Below are 22,297 nucleotides of genomic sequence, written 5' to 3'. Positions count from 1 at the left end.
GCCAGTGTTGTTAGAGGAAGTTTCCGGCTATTCTACTGCCAGCACTAAGCCTTTTAGGTACTCGCCTTCGGGGTGGAAGAGGCTTACCGGATGGTCGGCGGGCTGGGTGAGGCGGTGCAGGATGCGGGCCGGCCGGCCGGCTTCAATGGCGGCGGCCAGCACGGCTCCCTCGAACAGCTCCATGCTCACTACCTGCGAGCAGCTAAAGGTAAAGAGCAGCCCACCCGGGGCAATCTGCCGGATGCCGGCCGCGTTCAGGCGCTTGTAGCCCATCAGGGCGTTGTGGCGGGCGGAGAGGTGCTTGGCAAAAGCGGGCGGGTCCAGCACAATCAGGTCGTACTGGTTGTGGCGGTCTTTCAGGAAGCTGAACACGTCCTGGGCGTAGGCTTCGTGCCGGTCCTGGTGGCCCGTGAGGGAGGCGTTACGCTCGGTTAGCTCAATGGCTTTTTTGCTGGAATCGACGGAGTGCACCAGCTCAGCCCCGGCCATGAGGGCGTAGGAACTGAAGCCGCCAGTGTAGCAGAAGGTGTTGAGTACCCGCCGGCCCGGGGCGTAGCGGGCCAGCAGACTGCGGTTGTCGCGCTGGTCGATGAAAAAGCCCGTTTTCTGGCCCGTCTCCCAATCCACGGCAAACGGGTGGCCGTTTTCCTGCACCACGTGCTCGGCGCCGCTGCTAGCCCCGAACAGGTACCCATTCTGAGCCTCCGGGGCGGCCTTGGTGGGCACGGTTTCGGCACTCTTGTCGTAGATGGCCCGTAGGCCGGGAATCACGGCCTGCAAGGCCTGGGCAATAAGCGGCCGGGCCTTGTACATGCCGGCGCTGTGGGCTTGCACCACGGCTACGTCGCCGTACACGTCAATGATGAGGCCGGGCAATCCGTCGCCCTCGGCGTGGGCCAGGCGGTAGACGTTGGTTGTGCCCTGACCCGTCAGGCCCAGGCCCTGCCGCAGCTGGTAGGCGTTGCGCAGCTTGTCTTCCCAGAAAGCGGCATCGGGCAGTTGGGCGTCAGGACCGAAGGCGAGCATGCGCACGGCAATGGAGCCGGGGGCGTAGTGGCCCACACCCAGCAGCTCGCCGTTCGAGGCGTGCACCGCCACCACTTCCCCTTCCACTACTTCGCCCTGCATCCGGCCAATGGCCCCGGAAAATACCCAGGGGTGCCGGCGGCGGAGGGAGTGGTCTTTACCGGGCTTGAGCGTGACGGCGGCGGAGTTCATAGAAGCAGAATCAAGAAATGGACTGCAAAGGTAACCCAACCCACCGAGGATACGCGGGTGGCCTACCGCAACGAAGCAGAATAGCGTTGTCGTGCCGGAAACACCTTTCTTGTCTTAGCCAATCTCACCAGGTACATGCCCCGCCGGCCTGTTAGCCTAGGCAAACGGGTCGAGGTAAGCAACGAGCACTGCCAGGGCCGCCAGCCCCGCGAGAATGGCCCACACCGGCCCACCCCAGATGAGCAGGCCCAGCAAAGCCACCGGCAGCACCACCAGCCCCAGCACGCCCAGTACGGTAGTCCCGAGGCCCACTTCGGTAACGCGGCGGGGGGCAGCACTGTGCCGCGCCGCCTGCGCCCCGGGCCGCACGTGGGCAACTGCTTGCCTGGCGCGGCCAACGGAAGCCGCTACGGCCCGCGGCATCTGCAGCCGTAGCTTTCGGGCCACCGGCCTGGGGCGGGAGGCGGCCCGGCGGCTGGCTACCCGGGCGGGTACCGCCTGCTCCGTGCCCGGCGCTAGCGGCGCGGCAACCGCCCCGGAGTCGGGCAGGGGGGCGCGGCCGTGCGCTACCGCCGGCGCCGGCCGGAACTGGTAGGCCGAGTGGCTACTGCGGCAGCCGGCCGTGAGCCCCAGGGCAACCAGAAGGATAGATACGTGGACAGCAAGCCGCGCGCGGCGGCCTGGGCGGGTAGAAACAGCGGGCATGGGCAGAACAAGCGAGAAGCAGCAAGATACAGGGCTTGCTGCCACCCTATACGCAAGCAGCCGGCCCGGCGCTGCCTGCCCGGGCGCAAACTAGCCCAGCAGCGGAGCCTACCCCCGGCCAGCCGCCCCAAACCAGCGGCGATAAACGGGCCGGCGCCAGGCAAACTGCGCCCACACCAGGGGGTAGAGCAGCGCATCGAGCAGCCGCCCACCGGTGCGATATTCCAGATCCTCGACTATGTAAGTGCCCCCGCCGGGAGCGGGCTGGAGCAGGTGGCGGTGCCGCCAGAACCGGAGCGGCGGCGGCAGCCGCTGGCCCTCGTCCACGAAGTAGTAGGTGCCGTCGGGCAACACGCCGTGGTCGGTAATCAGGGCCGTCCAGGGGTAGTGCAGGCGGTTGGTTCCTAGCTCGATGTGTACTTCGTCGCCGCGCTGGCAGCCATCGAAGCGCCGCAGCCGGAACGGCGGAAACGGCGGGGCTAGGTCCAGAAACAGCTTCCGGCTGAAACCTTGCCAGACCTGCTTCGGGGGCGTGGCAACGGGGGTACGGAGATAGAAGCGCATTGCATCATACCACCAGCTAGCGGGCTTTGTTTGGTAGCCGCACGTGGTTGCAACCGGGCCAGGCAGAACGGGAGCCACGCAGAACGTGCGTCATGCACAGCGGAGTTGCAATCGCTCTACCTAGTTATGCTGGGTGCAGCGAGGTGGCAGAGCTCCTTTAGCTCCGCTCCACCTAATATTCTGAAATGAAATAATATAAATATATGCAAAAAATAAATGGATTAATTATATTATATGTGGTGAAGGGTAGTACCTATCCACGGCGCATTTCTTTCTCACTTATATCCCGCGTTCCATGAAAAAATCAACCGTAACCCTTTCTCTGGCTGGTCTGGTGGCCGGGGTAGTGTATTTACTGACCAAGTCGGGGCGAGGCGACGCCGACCGGGGCAAGCGCCGGAAAAAGTCGTTTAAGCCTGGGGCCGGTAAGCCAATAGAGGAAGACGAAGCCCGGGAGTTCGCCAAGGCATATAAGCATAAGAAGGAGAAAAATACTATCTCTAACTACTGCAACAAGCCTATTATTCAGAAGATATTGGAGCCCAAGGAATGCGTCGGGTTGCGGATTTACCGCGTCTTGGATGCCCGCAATGACAACCACGGATATGGTATTGTGCTGGTAGGAGTAGACCTGAACGGCGACGATCTGCTACCCGGTAAACAACTGGTGGTCAATTACCTGCTGGCTCAAAGCTACGAGAAGTGCCCGGAGAACTGTGACGGAAACACACTCATCAAGTAGCCGCCGGCTACCCTACCGGCCCTAAACAACACTACCCCGCAGTAGCCGGGCCACTGCGGGGTAGGGAAGAGGGAACGCAAGCTTACTCCACCACCAGCCGCTGAGCTGTTTCGCCCATTCGAATAATATACACCCCGGCCACCAAGCCGTGCAGGCTTACGGTGGCCTGGGTGGCGCGGGCCGGAAGCAACTGCCGACGTACCACGCGGCCCAGCCCGTCCAGCACTATCAGCGGCTGCGCCTGGGGCTGGGCTTCGGCCCAGGTCAGGCGTACCTGGTGGCGGGCCGGGTTGGGAACCAACGCCAGGGAAGCCGCTGCCCGCGCCGAGGAGGTAGCCGTGGTCAGTCCCATCAGCTTGGCAATGAAGGCCGAGCCGGCGCTGTTCAGGCTAAGGGCGCCGAAAGTAGCCGGGGAGCTGTTCAGGTTGCCGCCTACCACGGCGTTGCCGCTGCCATCGAGGGTAAGGGCATTGGTGTAGTCGTCGCCGATGCCGCCGGCGCGCAAGGCCAGATTCCAGGCGCCCGCGCTGCTCAGGCGGCCCACCAGAATATCAAAGGTTGCTCCGGTGGGGTCGGCGTTGGCCAGGGCAATGCTGCCGAACGCTGAGGTAGCCCCGCGGAACAAGCCGCCCACGCTGGCGCTGCCGTTGCCATCCACGGCTAGGGCATTGGCATAGTCGTTATCGGGCCCCCCGGCGCGGGCAGCCAGGGTCCAGGCATTGGCGCTGCTGAGGCGGGCCACAAAGATGTCGGAGGTATTGCCGCTGTTGTCGGCATTGGTAAGCGAGGTAGGGCCAAAGCTGACGGCCGGGCTGGCGAAATTGCCCGCCACGTAGGTGTTGCCGTTGCCATCCAGGCCCACGCCCCGGGCGTAGTCGTTGCCCGGACCACCGGCTTGCAGGGCCTGGGTCCAGGTGCCCGCGCTGCTGAGCCGGGCCACGTACAGGTCACTGCTGTACTGCCCAGGGTTGGCGTTGGTAAGGACTATGGTACCAAACGTAACGGTAGCGCGGGCGAAGTGACCGGCAATGACGGCATTACCACTGGCGTCGAGGGCTACGGCCTGCACGAAATCGTCGCCGGACCCACCGCCCCGTACCGCCTGGCTCCAGTCGCCGGCGCTACTCAGGCGCGCCACAAACACGTCGTTGCTCCGGTCAGTATTGCCGTTGGTGAGGGTAGTGCCCCCGAAGGCAGCGGTGTTGCTGGAGAAGTTGCCGGCCACTACGGCCGCAGCGCTGGCATCCAGGGCCAGGCCGGTAGCCCCGTCATTATCAGGGCCGCCCATGCGCGCGGCCTGGCTCCAGGTGCCGGCACTGCTCAGGCGCGCCACGAAACCGTCGGTGGTGTTGCCGGTATTATCGGCATTGGTGAGGGTAGTAGCGCCGAAAGCAGCGGTGGCTCCTTTGAAAGATCCGGCTACCACCGCAGCGCCTGCTCCATCAACGGCCAGGGCCAGCGCCACATCGTCGCCCGGCCCGCCCGCCCGGACTGCCTGAGTCCAGGCTCCCGCCGCGTTAAGCCGCCCCACGAATACGTCGGTACCACCGGCGCTGGTCAGGGTAGTGGTACCCAAGGTGGTAGTGCCCGAAAACAGACCCGCTACCACGGTGTTGCCCGCCGCATCTACCGCCGCCGCATAAATAACGGAGCTGCCGGTACTGCCCAGCGCGTGCGCCGCGGCCCACTGCCAGGTTTGAGCCTGTACTCCGGCGGGTAAAGCCAGACCAGCCGCTAAAGCGCCAAGGCGCAGCCAAAGGGGAATGCTTGCAGTCATAGGTAGGTGGGCTAAACCGTGTGAACTGCAAGTAAGATAGCAAGTAAATATTTATATTAATAATTAAAATTATTATAATTTATGCGCATGACATAGTTTTAACTGCAAGCGTGTAGTCAAGGTCAAGGCTTATGCTATAGGTAACTGACAGCTGCTTACTAAGCAGCCAATGGAGGCAGCCGTGTTGGGGCGCAGCCGAAGCCGCCCAACTGCGTCTGGCTGCCCTTGATATTCCGGCGGTTGCGTACTGGTCCGGGGCAACTTGCTACCGGCCGCTACCGCAGCAAAAGCTTTACAGCTGATACGATAAGGTTGGCGTCAGGGTCAGCATCTCGAAGGTGGAAACCGTTGCCAGATAGTAGCCGCGCACCTTCAGGCCCAGGCGTAGCCGCGTATCAATCGGGCGCGAGTACTCCAGGCCGGCTACTACCCCTGCCTCCTCGGAATAACTATTGCGGCGGTTAATCTCGCTTACTACCACTGGGCTCCCTAACTGAACCGATTGGGAGGCCGTCGTGAGGTAGAGCAGGCCGGCGTGGGCCTTCCAGTGGCCGCTCCGACTTAAACTCCGCTCGTACACGGCCTGAAATGCGTTGTTGAGGTAGCGAATGCGCAGGTCGCTGACGATGGGCGTATTCGTTGGGCCTACCAGTTGCACAAAGCGTACGGGCCGTGAGTTCACGCTTCGGGTGTACTCCAGGCTTAGGGCGCTAGCCGGCGTGAGGCGGTAAGCCACGGCGCCCCCGCCGGCCGTGCCCAGGAAGTGGGTGCGTACAAACTCACGGGGCCCTTCCGTTACCTGGGTGGAAGTGAAAAAATTACCATTGGCCCCATAGTGGACCTGCAGCGTGAACCGACGGGCGGCTTGAGAATCTAGGTCCTGGGCGTGGGCAGTAGGGCCATAGGCTACGGCCAAAAAGAAGGTCGCAGCCACGAGCCGCTGAGAAGTAGAGAAGGGCATAGAAGCGTATAATGCAAAAAGAAGATATCGGCACTTAAGATAGTGAACTACCTGCTACTGCGGCATAAACCAGTGCAGGTAGCCGCAGTGGTCGCACTCGTAGCAAATGGCCCTGGGGTCCATCCAGTCGGAGGTGAACAGCCCGGCGCGTTCCAGCTTGGCCTGGTGACGGTGGAAGCCGTTGTGCCGGCAGATAACGCAGTGCAGCTCATGGCCCTTTATTTCTACCCGCACGGGCTTTGGTGCGTCGAATAAACTCATCTTGTAAAGGAAATATTCCGATGCTTATGCCTGTATTGCTGTATTAGACACGACTTCTTTTTCGTGTTTCCAGAATCAATGCTTTCAATTTTACCAAAATATCCTCCTCAACCCAAGTTTGTGCCCGCGCCCTCTCCTCACGTGTCAACTCCCAATTACCGCCAGGTTTTGAAATAGGCAGTAGCGTCACAGAACTGAGGCACAGGTCATTCGCATTCGCAACTTCCGTATAGCAAATGGCCTTATTATTAGCCGTTTTCAACACCCAACCATACCGCGGTTTCTTGTAGTTGCCTTTGAGCTGGCTTTCGAAAACTGACTCTTCGGTAATAGGCTTACCCGTCTGACTATTGATAGTGTCATAATGATAGCCGTTAGCATTATAGAATAAACTCATTTCTCGTATATCTGCCGCCGTAATTCGATTCTCTGGATACCGTTCCCAAAGTAAGTGTAGTGCATAGCGTATCTCGGCTTCTGAAGCCATTAACCGACTGTAACAATGAATTACTGGTGAACCGGCACTAAGTGGAAAATTCCATCCTTTGAGCGGTTTATAAGAATTAGCACAGCTCGAAAGCAGAACAGTACTTAGCATAAGAAGGTATAGCCTCATACAAACAAGTAGCTCAAATCAAAACGGCCATATTCTTATCCCAGCAGCTCCTCAATATCCTCCTTGGTCAGGCTCTTGATGATGGCCTCGTCGGTGGTAATCAGGTCCGTAACCAGCTGAATCTTCTTGTTCTGCAGGGCCAGGATTTTCTCCTCCACCGAGTTCTGGGTGATGAACTTATAGGTGAACACCGTGCGCTGCTGCCCGATGCGGTGGGCCCGGTCGACGGCCTGGGCTTCCACGGCGGGGTTCCACCAGGGGTCGAGGATGAACACGTAGTCGGCGGCCGTCAGGTTCAGGCCCACGCCGCCCGCTTTCAGGCTGATGAGGAACACGCGCAGCTCGTCGTTTTCCTGGAAGCGGGCTACCTCCTTGTGCCGGTCACGGGTGTTGCCATCGAGGTAGGCGTACTCAATCTGCCGCTCGTCCAGGGAGGCCCGGACAATATCCAGGTGCTTCACGAACTGGCTGAAGATAAGTACCTTGTGGCCTTCCGAAACCACGCTCTTCACCATGCGCACTACCTCGCGCAGCTTGCCCGACTCGTGGGCATACTCCGCGTCGGCCATGCGGGGGTGGTTGGCAATCTGGCGCAGCTTGGTCAGGCCCTGCAGGAGCATAAACTGGGTGCTGGCCGTGCCGTGCTCCTCAATGCTTTGCAGAATCTTGTTGCGGTAGTAGCTCTTGGTTTCCTCGTAGCAGTGCTGCTGCTCCTCGGTCATGGGGCAGTAGCTCAGGTTTTCAATCTTATCGGGTAGCTCCCGGGCCACCTGGGCCTTGTGCCGCCGCAGGATAAAGGGCTTGATAAGCGTGTGCAGGCGGCGGGTCTTGGCTTCGTCCTTCCCCTTCTCAATGGGCTTCAAAAACTCCTTGCGGAAGAAGGCCTGGGAGCCCAGCAGGCCGGGGTTGATAAACGACATCTGGGACCACAGGTCCATGGTGCTGTTTTCCACCGGGGTGCCCGTCAGAATCAGGCGGTGACGGGAGTGCAGGCCGCGCACGGCCTGGGAGGTGGTGGAGCCCGGATTTTTAATGGCCTGCGACTCGTCCAGAATCACGTAGTCGAACTTGTAGGTTTTGAGCAGCTCCGCATCCAGGCGCACAATCCCGTACGATGTCAACACCACGTCATAATCAGCAAACTGCTCCACATTTTTGTCGCGGTACGTGCCGGTATAGATGAGCAGGCGCAGGGTAGGTGTGAACTTAAAGGCCTCCGTCATCCAGTTGTATACCAGCGAAGTCGGCATTACCAGCAGGGAAGCCGCGCCCTTGGCCGCGCCGCTTTCCTTGCGCTGCAGCAGCATGGCCAGGGTCTGCACGGTTTTGCCCAGGCCCATATCGTCGGCCAGGCAGCCCCCGAAGTGGTAGTCCTGCACGAAGTGGAGCCAGTTGTAGCCCGCTTTCTGGTAGGGCCGCAACTCGCCCCGGAACCCGGCCGGCAGGGGGCGGTCCTCCACGGCTTCAAACTCGCGTAGCTTTTCCAGCTTCCGCGACATGACCACGGTAGCCAGGTTGCCATTCTGCAAATCAGACACCAACGCCAAGTGGTGCTTGCGCAACGTTAGCATCTGGTGGTGCTCCTCCACGAAGGCAAACAGCTCCAGATACTGGGTAAACCACTCCTCCGGGATAATGGCAATCTGGCCGTTGGGCAGACGGTACTCGTGGCGCTTGTTCAGGATGTAGGGCCGCAGCTTGATAAAGGGCACGGCAAACTCGCCGAAGTGCACCACACCGTGCACATCAAACCAGTCGTTGGATTCGGTGATACCCACCTGCACCGTCACGGCTCCAATGAAGTAGTCTTTGCCCGAGGTAGGGCCCTGCTGCACCGTAAAGCCCAGGCGGGCCAGCTCATCGGCGTGGTGGTGAAGCCAGCGGAAGGCCGTGGCTTTTTCCAGCACGGCCCGGCCGTTGCGCACTTCCAAGGCCCGGTCGCGCAGCTCACTGATGATTTCCTGCTCCCGATCGAGGTTGCGGATAAGGCGGTGAAAGATGTAGTTGTCTTCCTGCTTTTCCAGCTTCACGCACACGCGCTTGTTGTGGGCCGTGTGCACCGTATGGTCGCCGTAGCGGAAGCTCAAATCAAAGTGAATGTGCTCTGAAACCGTGGCCTCCGCCGTAATTTGGGTAGCGGCCGCGCTGCCCCGCCGGGCCGAGGCAGCGGCGCGGGTTACGGGCGCAGTTACCACGGTAGCGCCGGGCGCATCCGAGAAGGTCAGCTGGGGCCGGGCCACGTAGCGCTCCGAGCGAATATCAAAGCCGCGGGCGTGCACATCAAACGATTCCACCAAGGGGGCCACGAACCGCTGGAAGTAGCTGTCCTCCACCTGCCGGGGTATCACAATGAACTTCTTGTTCAGGAAGGGCTTGATTTTCTTGCCGTCCACATCGTTGTGGAAGTTGTGGAGCACGTCGTCGAGCAGCAGCCAGGCGGGCTGCTCGCAAACGATTACGGCGTTCTTGTACTGGAAGTCCAGCTTCTGGCCCTGGTACTGCAGAGTAGGGAAATAATGGGTGCTGTCTTCGTTGCGGCGGAAGTGAAACAGCACGGAGGCCCGCTCCGGGGCCACGCTGATTTCGCGCCACGTCGGCTCGCCGTCCTTGCCCATAATAAAAACCTGCTTGCCCTGGAGGCGGTCCAGGATCTGGCCCATGCGCTCCTGCACGTAGTAGCAGATGGTTTCCTGCAGGCCTTTGTCGCCCTTGTCGGCATCGTAAATCTTTAGGAAGAAATCGGCCGGGGTGGTTTTCTTGGCCCAGAACTCCTTAATCACCGCGTCCTGCTGAATCTGGTCAGTAAGGGCAATCAGTTCGAAATCCGTTTCATCCAGGCCATCAGCAAACTCCGGGGCATTTTTGGCCGATACGGTTTGGTGCTGAAGCGTGAGCTGGCCCCGCTGATTCCGCTGCACCACGTACGATTCAAAAAGGTATCCCAGGTACTCGTGTTCGAGCAGTGAATAAACGATTTGAAAAGGCTGTGAAGTGGAAACCTTCATAGTCGACGACGATAATGCAGCGTTGAAAGTAGTAACAAATGCTAAATACCAGTTTTTTTACCAAAAAGTAAAACTTAATCAAAGAATAGTAATATTATAAAGATGAACTTAGGCAAAATAGGCATCCAACTGGGCTTTACAGTCTACGAAGGTAACAGTCTTCTCCTCTTAGAATTATAAATTCTGGCTTATGCACAACACAAAAGGCAGCTTCCGTGTGGAAACTGCCTTGCTAAAGCGCTTTTACAGGATGAAGTAGGTAGCCTAAGGGCTACCTAAGCTTCACGTGGTACCTGATGCGGCCAAATTCCCTTTAAAAACTCCGCCCATACGAGAAGTGCAGAAACAGCTGGCACGACTGGTGATGAGGTAGAATGGTACCGGCAACCAAGCGAGATATTTCGCCTCCGGCTACTGCATACTCAGATAACTGCCCGATAAGCTGGCTATAGGTTCTCGCGCAAATCAAGGCTGGCGGCGTTCAGGGCCGGCCTGATAGATACGGCAATGGTAATCAGGATGATGGCCAAACCAGTCAGGGCAATGTCGGAGAACTGCATCTTCACCGGGTAAGAGTCCACGACGCTGGTAGCCATGCCCATGCCTACCAGATGGAAGGTTTGCTGGAGCCAGCAGATGCCCACGCCTAGTACCAAGCCCGTTAGGGCGCCTACCTGGGCTACAATGGCGCCTACCAGCAGGAACACGTTACGGATGGTGCGGGTACTGGCGCCCATGGCCATCAGCACGGCAATGTCCTTGTGCTTGTCGATGACAAGCATCGAAAGCGAGAAGAAGATGTTGATGCTGGCAATAAGCAGGATAAAGGCGAAGGTGATGAACACGAACATCTTCTCCACCTTAATGGCCTTCAGCAAGCTCAGGTGCTGCTCATCCGAATCCAGGATTTTGAAGCCGCTGCCGAGCGCCCGCTTCAGGTCGTCCTTTACCTGCCCAATATCCTGGCGGTCTTTTACCTTGACTTCCAGGGCTGTGCGGCGGTTTTCGTAGTGCAGCAAGTTACGGGCAAACTCCAGGGGCACGAAGATATAGCTGTCGTCTACGTGCTGCTCAATCAGGAAAACGCCCCCGGCCAGAATGTTCTGCTCGTTGAAAGCCGTTTCCGGGTTCATGGAAAGCGTTTTCTTGCCCGTGTTGCGCGGGTAAAGCAGGCGCATGGGCGAGAAACGGTTATCGAGGGCAATGCTGAGCTCGTGCTGCACGCCGGCCCCGAGCAGGGCGTAGTCCATGCCGTCGCGGTGGAGCTTGGAGCTGCCTTCTACCACGGCTGAGTCGATGTTACTTTGCTGATAATAGTTATCCGAAACACCCTTCATCTTCACTACCATCTGCCGGTCGCGGTACTGCAGCAAGGCGTTGTCCTCAATAACCTCCGTGACCAGGGCCACGCCAGGCAGCCCCTGGATGCGCTTGATGAGCGGCGGGCCTACCGCAAAGGATTTGCCTTGCACGGCAGTAATGACCAGGTCGGGGTCAGATTTGCCGTAGAGGCTGCGGGCCACTTCCTCCAGGCCGTTAAACACGGACAGCACAATGATCAGCGCCATCGTGCCTACCGCCACGCCTACCATGGAGATATTGGAGATGATGCTGATAATGTTGCGCTTCTTCTTCGAGAGAAAATAACGCCGGGCAATGAGCAAGGGTACGTTCACGTGCGGGGCGCGGAGGGGCGAAACTGGTGGAAAAGCAGAGTAGAAAGTAACTGTACAGTTCAGGAGCCAAGATACGCCACGGGGCGGAAAAGGTCTATTTCCAGGCTTTGACAATCAGGCCCGTGCCGGAATCATGTTTGCCGTTGGCATCGAACCAGTTCAGAATCAGGCAGAACGGGAAGGTGACCAGGTAGTAAAATGGCAGCAGCAGAAAGAACAGCTTGGATTTGCCCAGCATCAGAATGGGGTATTTCATGCTTAGGCGCCATGATACCTGGCCTGGCTCGCCGTAGCTGTAACGGGCTTCAATCCGCTCAAAACCGGCCGTGCGCAGCTTCTGCTGAATTTCGTGGATGTTATAGCCGTCGCGCACGTGCTCCTCAATAAAGGAGGTTTCACCGTCGGCGTGTACATCGGAGCCACCCTGGTCCGAGGGAGTGGAAATCAGCAGCATGCCGCCATCCTTGAGGGAAGCGTGGATGTTACGAAACACCTCCACGTCTTCCAGAATGTGCTCCATTACGTCCACCGACAGGGCCAGGTCAAAGGAATTGGGCTGCTGATACAGCACCAAATCCTGCACGGCAAACTGGGCGTTGGTACGCCCAATCTGGCGGAAAAACTGGTTGGAGTCGGCTACCTGCTCATCCTTTACATCTACGGCCAGAATCTGCCACTTGCGGCTTAAACCCGACATCCAGTAGGTATACTGCCCGTAGCCGGAGCCAGCATCTAGGATGTTCAGGGCCTCATCGGTGCGGCCCTTGGACCACTGGCGCAGTTCCCGGTGCACGTGCCAGGTGCGCAGCAGCAGCAAATCGAGCAGGTGATAGAAGAGGCGGCGCAGCAGCGGCGTACGGTTGAAGACTTCGCCAAGCGACTTCTTAATCGGGTCGTAGTACAAGGAATGAAATAGTGAAATGGTGAAATGGTGAGTTGGATGTTCTGATGGTGTAGGAGTCAGCACGAAAACTCACTAATTCACCAGCTCACCAGCTCACAGTTCGTCTTCGTCGGCGAAGAGTTTGGGGCGCTTGGGGCTGCTGCCTTCCGCGTCGGGGCCAGGCGTTTCGTTGTCGGCGGGAGCCGGCGGAATGTGCAGGTCGCCGAATACCTTGTCCATGTGGGCAGCATAGGAAGCTGAGTCGTCGACGAAGAACACTAGGTCGGGCACAATGCGTAGCTGCTGGCGTACGCGCTTGGCTAGGGCCTGCCGAATAACTTTCACGTTATCCTCCACCAGGGCCTGCTGCTGCTCCGCGCTGGCAGTATTAGAGGCAATGAGTAAGCTCAAGTACACACGGGCTACCCCCAGGTCGGGTGATACGCGCACCAGATTGATGCCCGGCGGCAAGCCCGGAAACAGGTGCGGCAGGTCGCGCTGAAATACGGCGGCTAACTCCTGTTGGAGCAGGCTGGCTACTTTTTGCTGTCGTTTACTTTCCATAAGAATCGGCAAAGATACCGGTTGAGGGTGATTAAGTCAGTAGGTAATTGGTGATGAGGGCGGAAGCAGCCGAAAATAGTTGGCCGGGGTAGCGCTGCGGCAGTACGGCGGGGTTAGGGCGGGTAGGGGCCGCAGCGCAGAAGCGGGGCCGGACCCGTGCGTAGCAGGACGCCGGATGCCGTACTTTTACTTTTCGCTTCGTTTCTCTCTGCGTACGTCTCAGGCCTTACTTCCTTGCTGCAATTCTTTAAAAGCTCCCTGCCTACCCGCCTGTTTGCTTTGCTGCTGCTGCTGCTGGCGCTCCGGCTGCCGTTGCTCTGGCTGGGTATTGCCCTCACCCCCGTGGAGCTGCGGGCCCTGCTGGTGGGCGAGCGGCTGCACGAGGGCGCCCTGCTCTACCGCGACTTATACGATAGTACCGCGCCCTTGTCGGCGGCGTTGTTTGGGGCGCTGGATTTTATTGGGAGCCGCCCGGTGTGGCTGTACCGCATTCTGGCTTTGCTGCTGCTGGCGTTTCAGGCCCTGCGCTTCAACTTCGTGCTGAACCGGGCCGACGTGCACCCGGAGCGCGGCTACGTGGGGGCCCTGACCTACCTGCTCATCGGCAGCCTGACAACTGACCTGGACACCCTGTCGCCGCTGCTGCTGGGCCACTCCTTTCTGATTGCCGCCCTGAGCGCCCTGCTGCCTACCTCCCGGGAAGGCTACGACAACCGTCGCCTGTTCCGGGCCGGTTTTCTGGTAGGAGTGGGGGCCCTGTGCTATTTGCCGCTGGCGCTGTTTCTACTCGTGGGTTTATTTGCCGTTATCGTGTTTGCGGCCAACTCCTTCCGCAGCTTTCTGCTGCTGGTCTGCGGCTTCCTGTTTCCGTACGCGGTAGCTACCACGTTCTTCCTGTATACGGAGTCCCTGCCCGATTTTGCCCAGTTCCACTTGCAGCCTACCCTGCAGGGGCGGGTGCACGAAACCGACGGGCTGCCGCTCTGGGTGCTGTTGCGCCTGCTCGTTCTGCCCGGGCTGCTGGTGCTGTTGGGCATCGGGCGCAGCTTTACTACCTCCCTGGGGTTGGTGTTTCAGGTAAAATTCCTGCAGCTGATGCTGGTGTGGCTGGTGGTAGCGGTGGCCATTGCGGCAGTAGGCCGGGGCATGGCCACGGGCACGCTGGTGCTCCTGCTGCCGCCACTCACCTACTTCAGTTTGTTTCTCTGGCAGAAAGCCCAGCGGCGCTGGGTGCCGGAGGTGCTGCTGCTGCTCGTGATTGGGGCGGTGGTAGTGGTGCGCTACCGGGCCGTGCTGCACCTGGAGCAAATTGTGCAGATTCCGGCCGAGAGCCGCTACGCCGTGCAGCCCAATCCGCGCTACGACTTTCTGCGGGGCCAGCGCCTGCTCGTGCTCGGCCCCGACCAGCGCCCCTACCTGCACAACCGCCTCGCTACTCCCTACCTCGACTGGGGGCTGGCCCAGGTTGATTTCGGCCACCTGCGCGAGTACGACGCCGTGTTCCGGCTGGCCCACAACTTCCACGCCGCCCCGCCCCAATACCTCATCGACCAGGCCGGGCTGCTGCCGGAGCTGCAGTACAAAGTGCCTGGCATCTTCAGCCACTACCACCCTACCAACACGCCCGGTGTTTACCGCCTGCAACGGTGAACTGGTGAGATGGGGAGGTAGTGAGGTAGTGAGCGAATCGTCCTGGCGAGCAGCGCGCCGCCACTCGTCCTCTCTTCTGTGACCAGCCTCATAACATCATAAGCCCCTACTGTCAGCATGGACGGTAAGGGCTTATCACATTAGGAGAGGTAGCACATTGGTCAGGAAGGATGGCCGCGTCGTGCTTCCTCGCCAGGACACAAGTTCACAAACTCACCGCTTCACCACGTTACAGACTGATTTTGTCAACGCGGGTTTGGTGGCGGCCGCCTTCGAAGGCAGTGTTCAGAAACTGGCTGACGATGGCGCGGGCGGTTTCTTCATCGACGAAGCGGGCCGGGACGCACAGCACGTTGGCATTGTTGTGCTGGCGGATAAGGCTGGCTACCTCCGGCTCCCAGGCCAAACCGGCCCGGATGCCCTGGTGCTTGTTGGCCGTGATGCAGACCCCATTAGCGGAGCCGCAGAGCAAAATGCCCCGCTCAAACTCGCCCTGCTCTACGGCCGAGGCCAGCGGGTGCACATAATCGGGGTAGTCAACGGAGTCGGCGGAATGGGTGCCGAAGTCCTGGACCTCGTAGCCGTTGTCGCGCAGCCACTGTAGCAGCATTTGCTTCTGCTCGAAGCCAGCATGGTCGGAGCCGATGGCAAGTTTCATAGACTGATTTTTTACTGTGCTGGTAGGTTAACGTGCTGATTGCCGGTGAGGTAGGAGGCTGATGACTTGCTGATTTAATGTTGATTTCTGGTGTGGCAACATCTTCATTCATGTGGCTTGCAGTTGCTCACCAGTATATCATACTCATCAAGAAGTAGCCTCAGCAGCTCATTTACAGGATCAGCTCATACTCAAGCTACCCCGTGGTTTTCGGCCAACTGGGCGTTCAGAGCTGCCGTCCGGCCGCGGCTTACAATCCGGGCAATGTTGATGCTCAACTCGTAGAGCAGAATGATGGGAATGGTTACGATAATCTGGGCCGACACGTCCGGGGGCGTAATGACGGCCGCAATTACCAGGATAACCACAATGGCATGCTTGCGGTACACCCGCATGATTTCGGGCGTAATCAGCCCAGCCTTGGCCAGGAAGAACACAATCATGGGCAACTCAAACACGAAAGCGCAGGACAGGGACATGGTCGTGAGCGTGCTGATGTAGCTCTGCATATCCATCTGGTTTTCAATGGTTGGGTCTACCACGTAGTTGGCCAGAAACTGAATGCTCATGGGCGCGGCAATGTAGTAGCCAAACAGCAGCCCGATGGCAAACAGCAACGACACGAAAAACACCGCGCCCTGGGAATTTTGCCGCTCGTGCGGATACAGGCCCGGCTTGATAAAACGCCACAGCTCCCAGAACAGGTAGGGAAAACCCAGCACCAGCCCCACAATAAAGGAGGTGCTGATGTGCATGGTCAGCTGCCCGCTCATTTCGCGGTTCTGAATCACGAAGCCGATTTTATCGATGCACAGGCTGGGCGCATGCAGCCACTCGCCAGCCCGGCAAAACATCCGGTAGGTCCAGAAATCGGCGCGGGAAGGCCCCAAAATCAGGTCGTGAAACAGAAAGTCTTTGGAGAAGAACGCCACCAAAGCAAACAGCACCACCGCAATAGCCGCCCGGATGATGTGCCAGCGCAGGGCCTCCAGGTGGTCGATAAAAGACATTTCCTGCTGGTCGCCCAGCGCGGGTTGAGTTGGATCCACAGAACGAGTGAATGAGGGAATGAACGAATGAGAGAATAGGTGGTGGAGTAAAAGACAAACGAAAACCAGCCCGAACAGGATGCTGTCGGACCGGTTTTCATTTCAGTAACCGCCTAACTACTCAGGCCTCCCAGAAGTTAGGCAAAAAGCGGGTACTGCTGCATCCACTCATTGATTTCGCCGCGCACCCGGGCCAGGCGGGCGTCGTCGGCGTTGTGGGTCAGCACCTCGTCAATGAACCCCACGATGCGGGCCATGTCGGTTTCCTTTAGGCCGCGGGTGGTTACGGCAGCCGAGCCGATGCGCATGCCGCTGGTTACGAAGGGCGACTTGTCATCGAAGGGCACCATGTTCTTGTTAATGGTAATTTCGGCCTTGATGAGGGTGTTTTCGGCCAGCTTGCCGGTCAGGCCTTTGCTGCGCAGGTCAATGAGCATCAGGTGGTTATCGGTGCCGCCGGAAATAATCTGGTAGCCGCGCTCCACGAAAGCCCCGGCCAGGGCCTGAGCATTCTTAATTACCTGGTGGGTGTAGTCGGTGTAAGTGTCGCTCAGGGCCTCCCCGAAGGCTACGGCCTTGGCCCCAATAACGTGCTCCAGGGGGCCGCCCTGGGTGCCGGGGAATACGGCCGAGTCGAGCAGGCTGCTCATCATCCGGATTTCGCCCTTGGGCGTTTTCAGCCCGAAGGGGTTCTCGAAGTCCTTACCCAGCAAAATCAGGCCGCCGCGGGGGCCGCGCAGGGTTTTGTGGGTAGTAGTCGTGACGATGTGGCAGTAATCGAAGGGGTTATTCAGCAAGCCCTTGGCAATGAGGCCGGAAGGGTGCGAAATATCGGCTAGCAGCAGGGCGCCTACCTCGTCGGCAGCTTCGCGCAGGGCCTGGTAGTTCCAGTCGCGGGAGTAGGCTGAGGCTCCGCAGATGATGAGCTTGGGCTGCTCCCGGCGGGCGGTTTCCTTTACCTTGTCCCAGTCGATAAGGCCGGTTTCGCGCTCTACCCCATAAAAGGTAGGCTGGTAAAGCTTGCCCGAAAAGTTAACCGGCGAGCCGTGGGTAAGGTGGCCGCCGTGGCTTAGGTCGAAGCCCAGAATTTTGTCGCCGGGGTTCAGCACGGCCAGCATCACGGCGGCGTTGGCCTGGGCGCCCGAGTGGGGCTGCACATTCACCCACTCTACCCCGAACAGCTCCTTGGCCCGGTCGATGGCCAGCTGCTCAATCTGGTCCACGATTTCGCAGCCGCCGTAGTAGCGCTTGCCGGGCAGGCCTTCGGCGTACTTGTTGGTGAGGATGGAGCCCTGGGCCCGCATTACTTGCTCCGACACGTAGTTCTCGGAGGCAATGAGTTCTAGACCGTGGGTTTGGCGCTCTTTCTCCTTCTGAATCAGGTCGAAGACGGCGGTATCGAGGGCGAGGGTGGGGGCTTGCGTTTCCATGGCTTCAAAGGTAAGCGTAAAAGCTGATGAGGTAATGAGGTTGCCGGATAGGGTAGCCGTTGCCCGGGCCAACCGGAGTGAAACAGCCAGCCAGCAGGTACAAAATTTGGGCATGCGGTGGTGAGGTAGTAGGCTCAGAACGTGTGCACTAACTGCAGCTTTCGGCTTTGCTACCCGTCCGCGGCGCAGGCAAAGGGGGCCGGTGATGTGCCTTAGCTTCTGGTGGGGTTGCGCAGTAAGCGTTGCGGGTCCGGCCAGAGGGAAATAAGGATCTTTTTCTTCCCTGCAAAACCCATTTACATTGCCATTGTCCTACTGCTTCGGGGGCTTGTCTGCGCCGGTTAGCGGCGCCCCGCGCCCGGGCCTTGCCGCTCCTATTCTGCTCTTACACACCCGCTTGCTGCCTGCCCTTTCCCAAGGATAGGCGGGGCTGGTGTGCATTGTTCCCTTCTTCCCACCACAACCATTTCATCTATGAAAAAGCGTACCCTCTACTCTCTGTTGCTGCTCTGGTTGAGCGCCTTGCTTCCCTACGGGGCCTGGGCCCAAGGCAGTATTCCGTTTACCATTGCCAACAATTCGCCCTTCCCCGACTCGGACCTGTACGTGGCCATCGTGGGCATTGACGGGGCCGGTAACCACGTCTGGATCAATGCCGCCAATAGTCAGGTGCTACCCATGAGCTCCTCCTACAACACCGTGACGGGCCCGACTTACAACGGCAACACCGGGCCCGGCAGCAACTCCAAGTACGCGGCCTGCTTTACCCGGCTCAGCAGCATTCCGAACAAAACCTTTACCCTGCCCTACATTGCGGGGTGCCGGGTGTTCATTTCCAAGGGGCAGCAGCTCTACCTGTACTTCTTCGGGGCTTCCGGCGCGCCCTCCGGCTACGCGGCCCCGAACTCCCTGAACCCGAACGACCCGAACCGGGACATCATGTACGAGTTTGTGGAGCTGACCAATAACCAGTACGGGTTCTTTGGGAATACTACCCGCGTGGATGCCTTCCGCTACCCCATGGGCCTGGAGCTGTTCGGGGCGGGCGGCTACCAGAAGCGCACTGGGGAGCTAAAAACGGCCGCCGACATTGTGGCCGCCTACAAAGCCAACGTACCCGCCGAATTTCAGGGCACGGTAAACAATGCCACCGGCGAAATCACCTTCCCGGCCAAAACCGCCGCCTTTGCCGATGGTACCAATGGCACTACCCCCGGCCCCTACGGCAACTACTTCAAGAGCTACATCGACGCCATCTGGAACAAGTACAAGACCACGGACCTGATTTTCTACGCCGGCAACGCGGGAGTATTCAAAGGCCGCGTCGATGCCAACGACCGGCTGGTGGTAGTGGGGCAGTCGGGGGCGTATGCCGGCCGCACGGGTATCATCAACGGCCGCCCTACCACCCAAATGGCCTTTGAAGGCAAGGGCCTGCTCGACAACCGCGTGGGCGACGGAGACTGTGACCTGGTGGTGCAGGCCCAGATGACGGCCGCCATTAACCGCCACGTGGTGGACGTGACTACCGCCACCCCCGGCCAGCAGAACTGGTACGATGCCAGCAAATACTACCAGGCCGCGCCGGCCAACTACTACGCCCGCTTCTGGCACCTGCCCGGCATCAGCGTGGACAACCTCAGCTACGGCTTTGCCTACGACGACGTGAACGACCAGTCGGCCACCCTGCACACGCCCCAGCCTACCCGGGTGGTAGCCACCTTCGGCGGGTACGCCGGCACCACCACCACCCCGCCGCCCGCTACCGGCGTGGCTACCCTGTATAAAGACTGCAACTACACCGGTACGACCGTGACCCTAGCCGCCGGCGACTACAACCTGGCCGCGTTGCAGAGCCGGGGCATTCTGAACGACGACGTGTCTTCCTTGCGGGTGAACGCTGGCTACGAGGTAGTACTTTACGAAAACGACAACTTTACGGGCGGCACCCTCACGGTGGGCAGCGCCGGCAACGGCTGCCTGGTAAACAACCCCCTGGGCACCAGCAACTGGAACGACAAGACGACCTCCTTGCGGGTGCGGGCCGCTACCTCCGCCGGCTTCAGCGTGCTGCTGCAGGCCGAGGCCGCCAACGTAAACAGTGGCATGACGGCGGAAACCACGACCGATACTGGCGGGGGGCAGAACATGGGCTTCGTGGACGCCGGCGACTACCTGGTGTTCAATGGCATCAACTTCCCTACTACCGGCACCTATACCATTGAGTACCGCGTGGCCAGCCCCAGCGGCGGCACCGTGTCCTCTGATTTGAACGCCGGCACCACGCAGCTGGGCAACACAACCATTCCGGCCACCGGCGGCTGGCAGAACTGGACGACCGTATCCCGGACCGTGACCATCAATGCGGGCACCCACAACTTCGGTGTGTTTGCCCAGACCGGCGGCTGGAACATCAACTGGGTGCGGATCACGCGGGCCACGGCGGCCCGTCCCGCCGCCATAACCGCGGCGGCGCCCGAAGCCGCCACGGCCGGTACGCAGCTCTACCCCAACCCCGTCGTAAACCGGCTGCGCTTGAGTGGTGGCAATCTGAACCTGGCCGGCAGCCAATACCGCATTGTGGATATGCAGGGCCGCACCATTGCCACCGGCGCCTTCGATGAAGGAACGGCCGAGGTAAGCACCCTGCGGGCAGGCATGTACCTGCTGGTTGTGCGCACCAAAGACCAGCAGACGATTACCCACCGCTTCGCCAAGTAAGGGGGCGTTGCGCTGTAGCACAGCAGGCTACCCCGTGGGGGGTAGCCTGCTGTTTTTTTGGGGAAGGGGAACCTGCTGGCAACGCCACTAGTAGCAGCCAGCGCAGTGTTGTACGCTGCCGGGGGCGTGCTCCGGCAAAATCAGGCCTGCCAACTAGCCCCGGCAGAGCTGAGCCGTACCGGTCATTTTGTCGTATTGCTTGCGCCGTGTGGCTACTTACGTGTTACTTGCTGAATGAACTCGCCCCAACAGCTTGCTGAAGTCCTGACCAGTCTGCGTATTGGCAATCAGTCCTACCTGATTACCTTCTATGAGCAGAACCGCGACTTATTCGCCCGCTGGGCCCGGCGCCAGCACCAGTTGGTACCCACCGCGGCTCACGAGCTGCTGCGTGCCGTGCTGGTTACCTTCTACGACCAGGTGTCGGATGGGCGCCTGACCAAGCTCCCCCCCGACGTGCGGGCCTACGTGTACGGACTGGCCGACGAGAAAATCCGCTCGGCCCACACCACCGAAATTCTGCCCAAAAACGAGGCTAGCCGGCGCCAGCAGCTGCTGGGGCTGTTTCAGCAGCTCGGCCTCGATTGCCAGAAAATGCTGATGTACTTCTACTTCCGGGGCTACAATTTCGAGAAGGTGGCCGGCAAGATGGGCTTTGCCAACGCCAACGTGGCCCGCCTGCAGAAAGCCGCCTGCCTGCGCAAGCTCTACGAGCTGCGGGTGCGGGCCGACGCGGCCAGCGCCTAGCTGCGGGCTGCCCGCTTCTGCGTAGCTTAGCCCCTGATTTGCCTCCTTTCTTTTTCTGCTTACGCGCCGGCAGTTGCCTCTAGTGCGTTTGTTTCCTGGTTTTACTTTCTCATGACGCCGCCTGCCTTCGACCTGCGCCCTTACCTGGAAGAGCTGGAACGCTTCGCCGATGGCCAGATGACGCCCCCTGAACAGGCTGCCTTTGAAGGGCGCCTCGAGCAGGACCCCGACCTGTACCGGGCCTACCAAGCCTACGAGCAGCTAGCCGCCGACCTACGCTGGGTAGCGGGCCACGAAACCCTGCACCAGCGCCTACTGGCCCTCGACCGTCGCCTGGACCAGCGCCAGGATGCCCTCACCCGCATCCGGCGGCGCCAGCGCAAAACCCAGCAGCAGTGGGGGGCAGTTGTGGTGATGGGCGTGGTGGCGGTACTGGCCCTCTGGCTGGTGCTCCGGCCGAGTACCCCTTCGGTCGAGGCCTCCTGGGCCCGCTACTACGTACCCGAGGCCGGCCTACCCGATGACGTAGTAAATGAGAGCCGCCGGCCCCTGCTGGCCGAGGCCATGCGCCAGTACCGCGACGGGCATTATACGGATGCTCTGCACGCCCTGCGCCGGGTGCCTACCAGCAGCCTCGGCCAGGATACTTTGCTCTACTACAGCGGTATTATGCTGCTTAGCAAGGAAGGAGCAGAAGAAATTCGGGCAGCTCAGCCCTTCCTACGGCGGGTTGCCATGCAGTCTGGGTCCCAATTGGCCGGCCGGGCCCGCTACCACTTGGGCATGGCTTACTGGCGCAACCAACAAATAACGGCCGCCCGTAACACCCTGCGCTCCGTAGCCAATGATGCCCGCAACCCCTACCAGGATGCCGCCCGCCAGCTGCTGCGCTCCAACGCGCTACCCCAGGAGTAAGCCGGTAAGTGAATCGAACCTCCGGCTAGAGTACTGACATAGGAAACCCCTCATCCTGAGCAGCACGAAGGACCTTAGCCCATCGAAACAAGTCGTTCGTTCGACTGCTGTTTTAACGGGCTAAGGTCCTTCGTGCTGTTCAGGATAACGGTGGT

19 protein-coding genes are annotated in these 22,297 nt (G+C 59.8%); 5 read left to right on the top strand and 14 right to left on the bottom strand.

Going from position 1 to position 22,297, the window contains the following annotated elements:
- Window positions 1-27: 27 nt before the first annotated feature.
- The 3 genes from IEW18_RS07475 to IEW18_RS07465 form a co-directional block, all read right to left on the bottom strand.
- Window positions 28-1,218 (bottom strand): class I SAM-dependent rRNA methyltransferase, encoded by a 1,191-nt coding sequence (locus IEW18_RS07475; protein ID WP_188557209.1) that lies wholly within the window; start codon window positions 1,216-1,218, stop codon window positions 28-30.
- Window positions 1,219-1,374: 156 nt separating this feature from the next.
- Window positions 1,375-1,923 (bottom strand): hypothetical protein, encoded by a 549-nt coding sequence (locus IEW18_RS07470; protein WP_188557208.1) that lies wholly within the window; start codon window positions 1,921-1,923, stop codon window positions 1,375-1,377.
- Between the two features lie 108 nt (window positions 1,924-2,031).
- Window positions 2,032-2,487 carry an SRPBCC family protein gene (locus tag IEW18_RS07465; protein WP_188557207.1) on the bottom strand — a complete coding sequence of 152 codons (456 nt, stop codon included), beginning with the start codon at window positions 2,485-2,487 and terminating at the stop codon, window positions 2,032-2,034.
- 295 nt (window positions 2,488-2,782) lie between these two features.
- On the opposite strand from IEW18_RS07465, the gene IEW18_RS07460 reads away from it, so the two are divergent.
- Window positions 2,783-3,229, top strand: coding sequence for a hypothetical protein (locus IEW18_RS07460; protein ID WP_188557206.1), 447 nt, complete (start codon window positions 2,783-2,785; stop codon window positions 3,227-3,229).
- Between the two features lie 82 nt (window positions 3,230-3,311).
- Here IEW18_RS07460 and IEW18_RS07455 read toward each other — a convergent pair whose 3' ends face one another.
- From IEW18_RS07455 to IEW18_RS07420, 8 genes are all read right to left on the bottom strand, one after another.
- Window positions 3,312-5,006: an SBBP repeat-containing protein gene (locus tag IEW18_RS07455; RefSeq protein ID WP_188557205.1), complete on the bottom strand. Its 1,695-nt coding sequence runs from the start codon at window positions 5,004-5,006 to the stop codon at window positions 3,312-3,314.
- A 292-nt stretch (window positions 5,007-5,298) separates the two neighbouring features.
- On the bottom strand, window positions 5,299-5,967 hold the full coding sequence (locus tag IEW18_RS07450; protein WP_188557204.1) for a hypothetical protein: 669 nt from the start codon (window positions 5,965-5,967) through the stop codon (window positions 5,299-5,301).
- Between the two features lie 54 nt (window positions 5,968-6,021).
- Complete coding sequence (locus IEW18_RS07445; RefSeq protein WP_188557203.1) at window positions 6,022-6,228, bottom strand: hypothetical protein; 207 nt, start codon at window positions 6,226-6,228, stop codon at window positions 6,022-6,024.
- A 43-nt stretch (window positions 6,229-6,271) separates the two neighbouring features.
- Window positions 6,272-6,826 (bottom strand): hypothetical protein, encoded by a 555-nt coding sequence (locus IEW18_RS07440; protein ID WP_188557202.1) that lies wholly within the window; start codon window positions 6,824-6,826, stop codon window positions 6,272-6,274.
- 53 nt (window positions 6,827-6,879) lie between these two features.
- Window positions 6,880-9,765 carry a DEAD/DEAH box helicase gene (locus tag IEW18_RS07435; protein ID WP_308428043.1) on the bottom strand — a complete coding sequence of 962 codons (2,886 nt, stop codon included), beginning with the start codon at window positions 9,763-9,765 and terminating at the stop codon, window positions 6,880-6,882.
- 530 nt (window positions 9,766-10,295) lie between these two features.
- Window positions 10,296-11,525 carry an FtsX-like permease family protein gene (locus tag IEW18_RS07430; RefSeq protein WP_188557200.1) on the bottom strand — a complete coding sequence of 410 codons (1,230 nt, stop codon included), beginning with the start codon at window positions 11,523-11,525 and terminating at the stop codon, window positions 10,296-10,298.
- Window positions 11,526-11,619: 94 nt separating this feature from the next.
- The gene (locus IEW18_RS07425; protein ID WP_188557199.1) at window positions 11,620-12,429 is read right to left on the bottom strand and encodes a class I SAM-dependent methyltransferase; all 810 of its coding nucleotides are present in this window, start codon (window positions 12,427-12,429) and stop codon (window positions 11,620-11,622) included.
- A gap of 93 nt (window positions 12,430-12,522) precedes the next feature.
- Entirely contained in the window at window positions 12,523-12,972 is a 450-nt protein-coding gene (locus tag IEW18_RS07420) for a ribosome-binding factor A (RefSeq protein ID WP_188557198.1), read from the bottom strand.
- A 234-nt stretch (window positions 12,973-13,206) separates the two neighbouring features.
- On the opposite strand from IEW18_RS07420, the gene IEW18_RS07415 reads away from it, so the two are divergent.
- Complete coding sequence (locus IEW18_RS07415; RefSeq protein WP_188557197.1) at window positions 13,207-14,622, top strand: hypothetical protein; 1,416 nt, start codon at window positions 13,207-13,209, stop codon at window positions 14,620-14,622.
- A gap of 229 nt (window positions 14,623-14,851) precedes the next feature.
- On the opposite strand, the gene rpiB is transcribed toward IEW18_RS07415, so the two are convergent.
- From rpiB to glyA, 3 genes are all read right to left on the bottom strand, one after another.
- Entirely contained in the window at window positions 14,852-15,280 is a 429-nt protein-coding gene (rpiB, locus tag IEW18_RS07410; RefSeq protein WP_188557196.1) for a ribose 5-phosphate isomerase B, read from the bottom strand.
- A gap of 191 nt (window positions 15,281-15,471) precedes the next feature.
- On the bottom strand, window positions 15,472-16,329 hold the full coding sequence (gene tatC / locus IEW18_RS07405) for a twin-arginine translocase subunit TatC (protein ID WP_308428042.1): 858 nt from the start codon (window positions 16,327-16,329) through the stop codon (window positions 15,472-15,474).
- Between the two features lie 137 nt (window positions 16,330-16,466).
- Window positions 16,467-17,759: a serine hydroxymethyltransferase gene (glyA, locus tag IEW18_RS07400; protein ID WP_188557309.1), complete on the bottom strand. Its 1,293-nt coding sequence runs from the start codon at window positions 17,757-17,759 to the stop codon at window positions 16,467-16,469.
- A gap of 474 nt (window positions 17,760-18,233) precedes the next feature.
- Between glyA and IEW18_RS07395 the strand changes: the two genes are divergently transcribed.
- The 3 genes from IEW18_RS07395 to IEW18_RS07385 all read left to right on the top strand — a co-directional run bounded on the left by IEW18_RS07395 (window position 18,234) and on the right by IEW18_RS07385 (window position 22,142).
- On the top strand, window positions 18,234-20,480 hold the full coding sequence (locus IEW18_RS07395) for a beta-1,3-glucanase family protein (protein ID WP_188557195.1): 2,247 nt from the start codon (window positions 18,234-18,236) through the stop codon (window positions 20,478-20,480).
- Window positions 20,481-20,714: 234 nt separating this feature from the next.
- Window positions 20,715-21,227 (top strand): hypothetical protein, encoded by a 513-nt coding sequence (locus IEW18_RS07390; RefSeq protein WP_188557194.1) that lies wholly within the window; start codon window positions 20,715-20,717, stop codon window positions 21,225-21,227.
- Between the two features lie 111 nt (window positions 21,228-21,338).
- On the top strand, window positions 21,339-22,142 hold the full coding sequence (locus IEW18_RS07385) for a hypothetical protein (protein WP_188557193.1): 804 nt from the start codon (window positions 21,339-21,341) through the stop codon (window positions 22,140-22,142).
- The last annotated feature ends 155 nt before the right edge of the window (window positions 22,143-22,297 follow it).

This window comes from Hymenobacter glacieicola, from assembly GCF_014640315.1.
GTDB lineage: Bacteria > Bacteroidota > Bacteroidia > Cytophagales > Hymenobacteraceae > Hymenobacter > Hymenobacter glacieicola.
This window is presented reverse-complemented; position numbering and strand designations above follow the sequence as displayed.